10 protein-coding genes and 1 CRISPR repeat array are annotated in these 11,784 nt (G+C 37.0%); of the genes, 8 read left to right on the forward strand and 2 right to left on the reverse strand.

The window, feature by feature from the left end; translation table 11 throughout:
• Window positions 1-2 precede the first annotated feature (2 nt).
• Genes PL9214_RS32130 through PL9214_RS31060 form a run of 3 tightly spaced genes read left to right on the forward strand, consistent with a single transcriptional unit; the run spans window position 3 to window position 3,473 of the window.
• A complete protein-coding gene (locus tag PL9214_RS32130) occupies window positions 3-2,630 on the forward strand; it encodes a hypothetical protein (protein WP_072717003.1) in 2,628 nt (875 codons plus the stop codon).
• Between the two features lie 59 nt (window positions 2,631-2,689).
• Window positions 2,690-3,262, forward strand: coding sequence for an HU family DNA-binding protein (locus PL9214_RS01065; protein ID WP_072717004.1), 573 nt, complete (start codon window positions 2,690-2,692; stop codon window positions 3,260-3,262).
• Between the two features lie 43 nt (window positions 3,263-3,305).
• Complete coding sequence (locus tag PL9214_RS31060) at window positions 3,306-3,473, forward strand: hypothetical protein (RefSeq protein ID WP_186440276.1); 168 nt, start codon at window positions 3,306-3,308, stop codon at window positions 3,471-3,473.
• A gap of 42 nt (window positions 3,474-3,515) precedes the next feature.
• On the opposite strand, the gene PL9214_RS01075 is transcribed toward PL9214_RS31060, so the two are convergent.
• A complete protein-coding gene (locus PL9214_RS01075; RefSeq protein WP_072717006.1) occupies window positions 3,516-3,878 on the reverse strand; it encodes a helix-turn-helix domain-containing protein in 363 nt (120 codons plus the stop codon).
• 66 nt (window positions 3,879-3,944) lie between these two features.
• Entirely contained in the window at window positions 3,945-4,214 is a 270-nt protein-coding gene (locus PL9214_RS01080) for a hypothetical protein (RefSeq protein ID WP_139294926.1), read from the reverse strand.
• Window positions 4,215-4,225: 11 nt separating this feature from the next.
• On the opposite strand from PL9214_RS01080, the gene PL9214_RS01085 reads away from it, so the two are divergent.
• The 5 genes from PL9214_RS01085 to cas2 all read left to right on the forward strand — a co-directional run bounded on the left by PL9214_RS01085 (window position 4,226) and on the right by cas2 (window position 7,495).
• Window positions 4,226-4,720 (forward strand): hypothetical protein, encoded by a 495-nt coding sequence (locus PL9214_RS01085; RefSeq protein ID WP_072717007.1) that lies wholly within the window; start codon window positions 4,226-4,228, stop codon window positions 4,718-4,720.
• 54 nt (window positions 4,721-4,774) lie between these two features.
• Window positions 4,775-5,758 (forward strand): AcrVA2 family anti-CRISPR protein, encoded by a 984-nt coding sequence (locus tag PL9214_RS01090; protein ID WP_072717008.1) that lies wholly within the window; start codon window positions 4,775-4,777, stop codon window positions 5,756-5,758.
• A 178-nt stretch (window positions 5,759-5,936) separates the two neighbouring features.
• A complete protein-coding gene (gene csx18 / locus PL9214_RS01095; protein ID WP_072717009.1) occupies window positions 5,937-6,218 on the forward strand; it encodes a CRISPR-associated protein Csx18 in 282 nt (93 codons plus the stop codon).
• A gap of 3 nt (window positions 6,219-6,221) precedes the next feature.
• A complete protein-coding gene (locus tag PL9214_RS01100) occupies window positions 6,222-7,214 on the forward strand; it encodes a CRISPR-associated endonuclease Cas1, Slr7092 subtype (protein WP_072717010.1) in 993 nt (330 codons plus the stop codon).
• Window positions 7,214-7,495 carry a CRISPR-associated endonuclease Cas2, Ssr7093 family gene (gene cas2 / locus PL9214_RS01105; RefSeq protein WP_072717011.1) on the forward strand — a complete coding sequence of 94 codons (282 nt, stop codon included), beginning with the start codon at window positions 7,214-7,216 and terminating at the stop codon, window positions 7,493-7,495. Before PL9214_RS01100 ends, cas2 begins: the two co-directional genes overlap by 1 nt.
• A 317-nt stretch (window positions 7,496-7,812) precedes the next feature.
• Window positions 7,813-11,747: a CRISPR direct-repeat array (repeat unit 36 nt; unit sequence GTTGCTTCTATTCTTAGAAGTAGAATTAATGGAAAC).
• Window positions 11,748-11,784 lie beyond the last annotated feature (37 nt).

Raw genomic sequence — 11,784 nt, forward strand, 5'->3', positions numbered from 1 at the left:
TGATGCCAACTGTCTTTGAAAATATTAGACTAAATGAAGCCGGAACGGAAGGACAAATTAAAACGATTTCTACCTTCAGTATTTGGAAATGTAAGGAAAAACGATGGTCAATGGGGCCGTCTGTTGTGTTGCGGAATACCATGTTAGGCGCTTTACATCCGTATAAAGAATTTTGTATTGGAGAAATTAGTAAAACCGATACGAATGCTGCCTTATTAAATCCCTTTAAACCGAAAGATTTTCAAGATGCGTTTTTCTTAGATTTAGCATCAAATAGTCGGACACATGGACGGTTTACATTTACTGCTCAGAAAACTATCGGTAAAGATTATTTTGGAGAAGATTGGAAACGAATTATTTATGGTTCAATTCTACACACGGGCTGTAATCGAATGTTTTATCGTCAGATGAAATACATTATTGTAGATGATGAACGTCGCAATCCGAATGATGGTTCTCCTCAAGATGATCCTACAAATAACACCCATTGGGATACCGGAGATTGTCATGCTAAAGCGAGTAGCAGTTTAATGGCATTATTAGAAGCCTATTCAAGAAATTTAGATCCGTTAAACCCTATTGATGAAGAACAACCGATTGGATTACAATTTAGAGCGGCTTTAAGAAATGAATGGGTTGCTAAAGGAACTGTTGCCTGGAATCCCGCATTAGATAATACTGAATTTGATTTAGTGATTCCTTTGAGTTCTTTGAAAGGAAATAAACCAGCATTAGGCAATTATGAAGGTAAGATTTTAGTTGGTGTTGTTCATGAAGCTGAAGAACGAAGGGCAAAACCGGGATGGATGTTATGGCAATGGTTTGATTTTGAAACCTTAGAAGAAGATGGCATTATCACGAGACTAGAGGAGAAGTGTCAGAATTTAGCGGGTGCATTTAATTCAATTCAAAACCTGGCTGAGATTATGCGAGTAGACTTGCAGGAAGCTGAAGAAGAATTAGCAGACCTAGATGATAATCCTGATGCGGAAGCTGAGTATGCTAATATTGCTGCTCGTGTGATTCAAGCTGATAGAAATGGTTTACTTTTGTTACATCCTTATATTGTGAAGAAAGTTAAAGAAAGATGTCGAGAAATGTGGAAGAATTTAGCTAAAGCAGCAGGTGTAAGATTCTATTCTGTGATGTGTATGCCTGATCAATATTTTGAACGATATCAGGTGAAGTTACCCGATGGTAAAATGCAATATAGTCCTAAAGCTTTCTGTTCTAAATCATTTAATCAAGGTGAATATATTGTGTTTTGTAATCCCATGAGACATTGGGGCGATGTGCAGTTATGGCAAAATAAACATGAAGGAATGTTTGTAAATGACCCTGGAGTTTTAGCCGCCACTCGTGAATTATTGTTAGAATTAGGACGAGATACTGATGGTGATTTTGTACAATTAATTAAGAGTAATGCTTATCCGAATGTTAGGAATGCGATCGCTAACTTTAATTCTTCTCCATCTGTTAAGAAATTTCCCAAAGTTCCATTAACAGGTAGTTTTCAGCAGATTGCCATTAATTCAATGAATGATCTAACAGGAGTTGTTGCATCCTTATTAGGTAGAGCCAGAGCAGTCAGAGCCGAGGATAAAGTTCTTAATATTCCCGGTGAAGGGGAGATGCGGATTATTGATTTCCTTTCCCAAGAATTACAAATTGCTGTTGATAGTTTAAAATCGGCTCATCCTAATAATACAGAAGGATTAGATGTTGTTAAAAAGTTCTTAGATGCAGTAGATGGTGATGTTAAATGGTTAGGAGATTTAAAATCCGATGATTGTTATTTAACCCGTCCCTGTCAAGTCAATCCCAATTTAACTGATACCGTAACTCGGATTATTCAGTTAGTAAATAGTTATTGGCGTTCTCCCGATTTAAAAGAAGATAGCAGTCCCCAAGCTTATCAAAATGTTCTGTTTTCTCAGGTAGAAGTTGACCCTTATCAAATGCAGTTAGCTACTGAACATCGGGATAGTTACCGAGAAGAGATGGGTAAAGCCATTGCTCATAGAGAACAAAATGATGGTGATGATAGATTAATTAAAGCCGTTGCTGAGAATGCTCGACTCAGACGAGATGAACTGCTTAAACTTCCGAAACGAGATGGTAGTTTCTATTCGGGAGAATCTTGGGCGGCGGCTTATTGGAGAGTTTCTCATACTGCTCATACTGGAACTGCTGGGTTAGTGTTTCTGGTGTTTGCTGATGAAATTATTGCTGAATTAAATAACACCAAATTAGAAGAAGCAAAAGTTTTAACCGTTTATGCGATTCAATATGGCAAATGGGCAACTCCCCGTCGCGCACCCTGGAGAGGTCAAGAAGTTGATGTGAGAGCCTATATGACTGAATCTCAAGGGAAAAAATATTTGGCTTTAGAGATGAAATGGGATGGCGCTCAAACTCAGATCGGATTCCATCACTTAGGAATGATTGGCGATAAATCTCATGCTTATATTTTACCAGGATGGACAAAACGAATGAAAATCTATGGTGTTGCTTATGAAAATGATAAATATCCAAGAAAACGCACGGCTGAAGATAAAACCACACGAGTTTATTTATTTGACCTGTCTCTGAGTGAAGAACAAATTCGAGACTTTTTAGAGTTTAAATAGTTGATTATTTGAGAGAAATCTATTACAATCGAAATTGAATTAAGACTTTTGAATGAACAATGGATACAACTTACATTGAACAAACAACTGGATTTTCTGAACAGACCGTTAAAGGAGTAATTGACGGTTTCATTAAGTTTATTCAGTTGGAATTACGCTCTGGGAACGAAGTCAAAATCAGCGACTTTGGCGTATTTTATCCGAAAGAACTGGGTGAACGACAAGCTCGGAATCCACGCACCGGGGAAGTGATTATGGCAAAACCCCGAACTAAACCTCGATTCAAGTTCTATGACAGCTTCGAGAAAATGATTCAGGATAGTCCCGAAGCACAGAAATCTGTATCTGCATCAAATACTGCATTAAATACTGCATCAAATACTGCATCATCTGCGCCACCCCCACCACCCCAGGAGTTAATCACGTCGCCATCGCCAGTACCACCGCCGCCACCTGCCGAGATGGTTAGCCGAACCTGGCACATTAGTTTGAGTGGAGAGAAAGTTGAGCCTGTGGCTGAAAATCAGTTAATTACCAAAGGTGTAACGTCTGCTACTCCAATTTGGTCTGAGGGAACCGGATGGAAACGGGCGGGTGAAATTCCAGAACTGAAATATTTGTTTGCTGCTTAGGAGGAGAAGATGAGGGTCATTAACACAAGGGGTGAGTGCTGAAGTGCTTGCCCTTTTGATTTTGGGTAAAGCCATGAAAGAAAAAGAAATTGTAGCGGGCGCGATCGCCATTCTGAGTTTAGGATTCAATCTCGGTTTGATGGGAGTGCCGCAGGTTTTGATGTTGTTGATTGTAGGTGTGGCGTTTATTGCTTGGAGTTATTGGGTTTAACTAGACTATCAATTTCTAAAGAAGTGGCAGTTTCATAGATGCTTAATCCTCCAGTTCTTTGATTAATTCCATCAACTTGGCTTTAATATCAACGGATTTTCTAGCAAGTTTTCTAGGTCTACCTGTTTCCGCAAAAGCTGTTTTATCAGTTAATGCTAATGGATAGCCACCTGCAACTAAAGCATTTAATTTTTGAGTAACGGTTGTCGGATGAATATCAAGCTCAGTTGCAATTTCTTCAAAGGTTAATGGTCTATCGCTAATTAAGTCCAGTAGTTCCAGAGTATTTCTAACTCCTTTAGACAATAAAGGGAATAACCATTCTCTTTCCTTTTGTTCCAATTCCTGAAATTTAGCAATTAATTTAGCTTGCTCTGTTAACTTTTTTCTAAAGCTATCTTCCATCTTAATATTAAATCAAAAACACAAAATTTAAAAGTGGTAGCAGGTAAATTATAATAGACTTTTAATTTAACGTTGTTCACCTTCACAACCAATGCCATCTTTATCAGAATCAAAGTTATGGGGGTCAGGGTCAAGAACTACGAATTGACGATAAGTGATATCTTTGCAGTCTAAATCTGGGGGCGGTGAGGGAATGCAGATTTTATTTCCAGCTAAGTCTGTGGGATAGGCAGGGTCACAGTTTTGGGTGGGTTGTTGAGTGGGTTGTTGAGCGACTGTTACAGTTCCGCCTACAATCAATAACAGGGAAGTCATTACACCCAATAATATCGCCATCAGTTCTCTCCATGAAATCTCAACTATCTAAGATTTTGCCAGCTTTGGTTGCCTTGGGAATCTTAAGTTTTGCAGCCCTCTTTCTTTGGCAGTCCAGACAAACGAAAGATAAAGTGATCATGGCACAGCCCCAGAAACTTCTATTAACGGAAATATGGCAAGTGAAATCCGTTGATAGTCCTACTCAGTTTACAATTAAGAAAGGTTGGTTCAATACTAGAGAAATCCGAGTTTGTGGTGTAGCGGTTTCTGAGCAGAATTCTAAAGTTGCAATTAATGATCTCAATAAGCTTATCAAAGAATCTGAAGGAGAAGTTGGTGTTATTTTCTTGGCAAAAGATGGCAATCAATGGATTACTGAAGTTTATGCCAATCTGGGTAAATTACCAGAGGATATGATTGGAGAACAATTAATTACTAAAGGATTCGCTACTCTCACTGATGAAGTTTATAGCTGCCCTAATGGTGAAAGTTTAAGATTGGCTCAAAAAAGCCTCTCGAAATAAAACTCAGGTTTAGGTTATAATTAGAATTATTTAGCTATTTCTTTATTTAATAAAATGTCGTCCTCCGATTATAAAAAACAGCAACGAGATTTACTAAAGCATATAAAAAAAGAAACACTTTATTATGAACAATTAACTAAAGATTTTCCTAAAATTAAAGGATATCCTAATTATGAAAAAGCGGTCACTTCTCGATTAGCTTGTTTACTTTATGGATTTACTAACTTAGTACCCTCTGAGCAATTAGAAAAAGATCATACTTTAGAACAAGGTTGTCTAACTGCTTCATTAATGGCATCTATAGAAGTTCCGATTTATTGGTTAAAAAAAGATTTATTAACAGCATTTCTAAGAACAGATTTACCAGAATTAATTTATGGTATGAAGCGAGTCATTCGACATGGATTATTAATGTTACCGAATCAGCAGGAATTAATCAGTCCCGATGGTGAAGTTGTAGAGTGGGTACAGTTCTCTCATTTTTTAGCAGAAGATTTTGAGGATACTATTGAGATTTCTTCTAAGATTCAATTAGATAGTAAAGAAAAAGTTGATAAACTCAGATGGGTAACAATGTTATCCTCTGGAATCCTTTATAGCAATGTGATTGGATTAGAACCAGGGGAAGATAATAAACCAATTTCTGGATATTTGACAGTCAATGATATATTTAAAGTGACAGAACAAAATACAGATGTGGAAACTGAAACTCAATTTATTCAGAAAGTTGATAATCTAATTTTACAAACATTATTATTTTTGCAAACTAGACCTGATGATGTTGTTGCAGAAATGCCAGAATCTAAAGGATTTGGTCAATCTCCCAAAGGAAAACAGAAACTAGCACCGATTTGGATCGGATATCGTTATCAAATTCAAAAAGAGCGCTCGCCATCGCATGAAAGTCTACAACAGAGACAACGACAAAGTGCTGGATGGTGGCGACGAGGACATTGGCGGCGGGTTCCGATTGGGAAACGGGAAGAAAATCTACGGGATTGGCGTTGGATTGAACCGACTTGGTGTGAACCAAATTGATTTTTACGCCTATTTGGATGCCTAAGCCAAAGTCTAAATAAATCCGTAATTTCACTGATGCAAAATCTTTAAGTTTGTGTATTTTGATTTTATAAAGAATTTTCTCTAACTTTGCGTAATTCCCAATGAAGGCTTTGTTAAATTCATTAGAACATTAAAAACCATTAAGGATTGTACCATGTATATTTCTAACCGTGCCATTGTAGTTCGGAATTTTGCTATTGCCATTGTCAACGGAGCGATTACTTTAATTATTTTATTAATTGCACCTTTGGGATTAATGGCCGTAATCAGTAATACCTTTTTAGTTACCGTTGCCAGTTTCTTTACTGCTACTATAGCCGATGGAGTCATCCGTTTTCTGCAAGCTTCTCGTTCTGGGGGGGAGATGCCTTTACACACTGATGCTCCCTATTCCAGCAAACTTGATGCACGTTCTTCCCATGAGATTGATCGCTAAGTTATGTTAACACTTTATGTGTCTCAACAGGGATGTTATCTAACTTTAAAAGCCGAAAGTTTGTTAATCAAAAAGGGAAAAGAAGTCTTAGCAGAAGCCCAAATTCCCCTCCTTGAACAAGTGTTAATTTTTGGTAAATCACAAGTCACCACCCAAGCAATTCGAGCCTGTTTAACTCGCAATGTTCCAATAGCTTATCTATCTCGGATGGGATATTGTTATGGTCGAATTTTACCTGTTGAACGGGGGTATCGGCATCTGTCTCGGTATCAACAACAACTGACCAGAGTTGACCGTTTAATTGTAGCTCGTCGCATAGTGAAAGCTAAACTCAAAAATAGCCGAACTATCCTCCAACGTCAAGCACGTCGTCGATCTTCTGAAACGATTAATTTGGCGATTCAAAGTTTAAATCATCTGATGGAAAAGGTGATTGAAGCGGAAAGTTGGGAACGATTAATGGGGCTAGAAGGTGCGGCGGCTTCTCAATATTTTTCAGCTTTGGGAGAATGTTTAACTAATCCTAAGTTTGTGTTTACGGTGCGATCGCGTCGTCCCCCTGGCAATCCGGTGAATGCTTTATTGAGTTTTGGTTATCAAGTTCTGTGGAATCATCTTTTAAGTTTAATTGAACTTCAGGGACTTGACCCTTACTTTGGTTGTTTACACCAGGGAAGTGAACGTCATGCAGCTTTAGCTTCCGATTTAATTGAGGAGTTTAGAGCACCGATTGTGGATTCATTGGTCATGTATTTAATTAATCGCAATATGATTGATGCAGATACAGATTTTACCTACCATGATGGCGGTTGTTTTCTGAATGATTCCGGTCGAGTTAAATACTTAAAAGCGTTTCTGCAACGGATGGAAGAAAAGTTAACCACTGCCGATGGAGAAGAACAACCCCGATGGGATACTTTGAATCAACAAGTTAAGGCGTTTAAGCAGTTTGTTTACAATCCCATTGAAGGATATAAACCTTATGAAATTCGCTGATGTTATTTTACATTATCGCTTATGATATTCCTTGTGATAAACGTCGCCGAAAAGTGGCAGAATTATTAGAAGGATATGGAAAGCGAGTTCAATATTCGGTGTTTGAATGTGTTTTGCCTCAATCAAAATATATTGAGTTACAGAAACGCTTGGAAAAACAAGTGAATCTAACTGAAGATAACCTGCGGTTTTATCCGCTTTCTCGCCATACCTGGGGAAGTGTGGAAACTTGGGGCAAAGGGCCAGAGATTACTGAATATCCCAGTTCAATGATTGTTTAAGGAGGTTTAGGGCGGCTTAATGAGCCTCGATATTCCTCTATACAACGGTTTTAGGCTTTTGACAAGGAAACGGAAGCAGGGGTTTGGATGATTAAGATGAGGGAGGTTAGCAAGGATTATCAACGATTTCATGGGCTTGCGAAGCTCAAAGAAAATGGCTGGAATACTTATAGTTTCGTTGGGAGCCTCGATATTCCTCTGGGTAAGGCTTTTGTCGATTTTAGGGAAAGGTTAATTATCGCTTCAGCCAACGGTTTTTCTGAGCCTCGCAAACCCTATCTGGACAGCCGATGGTGTCTGGGTTTAAGATAGGAAGGGTTGCTTCTATTCTTAGAAGTAGAATTAATGGAAACGAGAGATTGCTTTTATTTCTTTAACTAAACTATTTAGGTTGCTTCTATTCTTAGAAGTAGAATTAATGGAAACTAGAATACATAAACTTAATGGCGTTAGGGGATAATTCAGGATGTCTGTTGCTTCTATTCTTAGAAGTAGAATTAATGGAAACGGTGTTCGTCAATACTGCTGTAATGCTCTAGCTGCCCTTTCGTTGCTTCTATTCTTAGAAGTAGAATTAATGGAAACTTTATAGGGATATAAGGTCTTCCTTGTATCTCTCTTAGTTTGTTGCTTCTATTCTTAGAAGTAGAATTAATGGAAACAATACTGGGAGTTCATTACCCAAGGTGAATTGACCTGTTGCTTCTATTCTTAGAAGTAGAATTAATGGAAACTTACATACATTTCCCTCCCCTTCTTTTAGTTGCGGGATAGTTGCTTCTATTCTTAGAAGTAGAATTAATGGAAACACTTGCTATCGTGATTGTTCGCGTATGCCTTCACCCTTGGAGTTGCTTCTATTCTTAGAAGTAGAATTAATGGAGTTGCTTCTATTCTTAGAAGTAGAATTAATGGAAACTAGAGATTCGTGAACTGTTTCCAGGGTTAGCATTTCCTTGTTGCTTCTATTCTTAGAAGTAGAATTAATGGAAACGAAGCCAGTCGTTTAAGTTGATGAAGACGAAATATTTTTGAGTTGCTTCTATTCTTAGAAGTAGAATTAATGGAAACAAAACAGATCGGAGTCCATTACCCAGTCCTTCTCCTGTTGCTTCTATTCTTAGAAGTAGAATTAATGGAAACAAAGGAGAAGGTTATTTCCTTATGGAAAAGGAAGATGAAGTTGCTTCTATTCTTAGAAGTAGAATTAATGGAAACGTCAATGCTATAAATAGTGATTTCGTGCTGTGTACCGTTAGTTGCTTCTATTCTTAGAAGTAGAATTAATGGAAACCATTGGTTATTCATACTTATCAGGTGGCGAGTATGAAGTTGCTTCTATTCTTAGAAGTAGAATTAATGGAAACCTGTCCGCAGAATCTCAGCGTCTTTAGACCTGAGAGTGTCAACTACGGACGTTGCTTCTATTCTTAGAAGTAGAATTAATGGAAACTTAAGACTTGTTCATGTGTGAGTGGAGTATCATTAGGGCGTTGCTTCTATTCTTAGAAGTAGAATTAATGGAAACATCAATGAGAAAACGTCTATGGAATAGATTTTCCCGTTCATGTTGCTTCTATTCTTAGAAGTAGAATTAATGGAAACAGCTTTCATGGGTATACCTGATATGAGTTGAACAGAGTTGCTTCTATTCTTAGAAGTAGAATTAATGGAAACAAGTGGATTGAAGAAATTCTTAGTGGTAATAGACCTCAAGTTGCTTCTATTCTTAGAAGTAGAATTAATGGAAACTCGATCTTTTAGTAAGTGAATCAATTGCTATTGAAGTTGCTTCTATTCTTAGAAGTAGAATTAATGGAAACGAAACGTTCATGAGAGAACTCAAAAGCATCATATTTCATAAGGGTTGCTTCTATTCTTAGAAGTAGAATTAATGGAAACACCCCTTCCAAGCTTACGACCTTTGGTAAGCTTACTTTAGGTTGCTTCTATTCTTAGAAGTAGAATTAATGGAAACAAGATTTAAGAGCATTGCTTAGTCTTACCTTTTAAGTTGCTTCTATTCTTAGAAGTAGAATTAATGGAAACTCAATTAACAATTTCATGAGTAGGAGCATGGGAGATGGTTGCTTCTATTCTTAGAAGTAGAATTAATGGAAACTAATAGTAGTCATTGTCTTATTCCAAATAACTTCAGAAAAGTTGCTTCTATTCTTAGAAGTAGAATTAATGGAAACCTACAACTCCCTGAATCTTAAATGTTAGACACCAGCACAAAAGTTGCTTCTATTCTTAGAAGTAGAATTAATGGAAACACCAATTTTGGGAGTAGTTTCGACAAGTGTTTTTGACATAGTTGCTTCTATTCTTAGAAGTAGAATTAATGGAAACAGAGCTAATAGCTCTCTACTGAACTCCCACAAGTTGAGGTGTTGCTTCTATTCTTAGAAGTAGAATTAATGGAAACTTGTTTCAATTCCTGATAGGCAATAAAAGGAATTTAGATGGGTTGCTTCTATTCTTAGAAGTAGAATTAATGGAAACTAATCATGTAGGGGATAGCACCTTTCTGCTGATTACTTGGAGTGTTGCTTCTATTCTTAGAAGTAGAATTAATGGAAACCTACCCATACATGACCTACATTAGGAATGTCATCTTCCTTGTTGCTTCTATTCTTAGAAGTAGAATTAATGGAAACTGCCCTCTCCCTCCAAGAGTTGCACCCAGTAATTACGCAGGTTGCTTCTATTCTTAGAAGTAGAATTAATGGAAACAAGTGTCTCTCATGTCATATCTCATAGTTAGAGCACATAGGTTGCTTCTATTCTTAGAAGTAGAATTAATGGAAACATAGGAGAAGCACAAACCATCTTTGGCATTACTCGTAAAGTTGCTTCTATTCTTAGAAGTAGAATTAATGGAAACAATTCAAGTTCTCCGTGGATTCAATAACAGCCCCCTACTCGGGTTGCTTCTATTCTTAGAAGTAGAATTAATGGAAACTGGATTAACCTTATCTAAATAGTTCTGACCTTACTTATTAACAGCGTTGCTTCTATTCTTAGAAGTAGAATTAATGGAAACAGATAACTAATGAACTTTCACATTGATATTACTACCTTGAGGTGTTGCTTCTATTCTTAGAAGTAGAATTAATGGAAACATGATTTCCACGTCATTCCGACTAATTCAAAAACTACCATGTTGCTTCTATTCTTAGAAGTAGAATTAATGGAAACTGTGTAAGGGTGTGTAACGCTTCTTGAGTGCGATCGGTTGCTTCTATTCTTAGAAGTAGAATTAATGGAAACTACGCGGGTTGTACGTCCTTTAATATATTCAATACTTCCATAGTTGCTTCTATTCTTAGAAGTAGAATTAATGGAAACAACCACTCAGGCATGCATATCTACCTCCTATGTACACCGTTGCTTCTATTCTTAGAAGTAGAATTAATGGAAACCACCCTCTAGTTCTTGTGAGAGTTTTATCTGCTCTGAGGTTGCTTCTATTCTTAGAAGTAGAATTAATGGAAACCCCAACTGTAATCAAATTTGATATGCCCTTCGTTGCTTCTATTCTTAGAAGTAGAATTAATGGAAACAGTTTTTGCCCTATTACTAATCTATCTAATCGCTTCCGTTGCTTCTATTCTTAGAAGTAGAATTAATGGAAACATGAAGTTAGACATGATTCAGGTTTTTGTTGTTATTTACAACAAAGTTGCTTCTATTCTTAGAAGTAGAATTAATGGAAACTCGTGTCCAACCTTTGTCTGATTGTTCATACTTCTGTTGAGCGTTGCTTCTATTCTTAGAAGTAGAATTAATGGAAACAAATTGTCTACTGTAACAACTAATGATTTCATTAAGTTGCTTCTATTCTTAGAAGTAGAATTAATGGAAACCAGCTACATATGTAATACCTTTTAGTTCTTCTAACACTTCCTGTTGCTTCTATTCTTAGAAGTAGAATTAATGGAAACATATCAAGAGATTGACACTTAGTTCTTAATGCTTGCTTTTTGTTGCTTCTATTCTTAGAAGTAGAATTAATGGAAACCCCACCTTTCCCTGTTCTGGTTAGTAAAATCGCGGCAAGGAGTTGCTTCTATTCTTAGAAGTAGAATTAATGGAAACAATATTAATCCTGATTTATTCAGGCAATAATCAACCAGTTGCTTCTATTCTTAGAAGTAGAATTAATGGAAACTCTGGCTCCAACATTCCTAATCCAACCGTGATGCTGAGATAGGTTGCTTCTATTCTTAGAAGTAGAATTAATGGAAACACCCTGTACCCGGTTGTGAACACAACAAAATTGATGT

Origin of the sequence: Planktothrix tepida PCC 9214, assembly GCF_900009145.1 — a bacterium.
Lineage (GTDB): Bacteria > Cyanobacteriota > Cyanobacteriia > Cyanobacteriales > Microcoleaceae > Planktothrix > Planktothrix tepida.

Coding starts and splice junctions, on each gene's coding strand:
- PL9214_RS32130 (WP_072717003.1), top strand. CDS start 3: ATGCCAACTGTCTTTGAAAATATTAGACTAAATGAAGCCGGAACGGAA.
- PL9214_RS01065 (WP_072717004.1), top strand. CDS start 2,690: ATGGATACAACTTACATTGAACAAACAACTGGATTTTCTGAACAGACC.
- PL9214_RS01075 (WP_072717006.1), bottom strand. CDS start 3,878: ATGGAAGATAGCTTTAGAAAAAAGTTAACAGAGCAAGCTAAATTAATT.
- PL9214_RS01080 (WP_139294926.1), bottom strand. CDS start 4,214: ATGGCGATATTATTGGGTGTAATGACTTCCCTGTTATTGATTGTAGGC.
- PL9214_RS01085 (WP_072717007.1), top strand. CDS start 4,226: ATGAAATCTCAACTATCTAAGATTTTGCCAGCTTTGGTTGCCTTGGGA.
- PL9214_RS01090 (WP_072717008.1), top strand. CDS start 4,775: ATGTCGTCCTCCGATTATAAAAAACAGCAACGAGATTTACTAAAGCAT.
- csx18 (WP_072717009.1), top strand. CDS start 5,937: ATGTATATTTCTAACCGTGCCATTGTAGTTCGGAATTTTGCTATTGCC.
- PL9214_RS01100 (WP_072717010.1), top strand. CDS start 6,222: ATGTTAACACTTTATGTGTCTCAACAGGGATGTTATCTAACTTTAAAA.
- cas2 (WP_072717011.1), top strand. CDS start 7,214: ATGTTATTTTACATTATCGCTTATGATATTCCTTGTGATAAACGTCGC.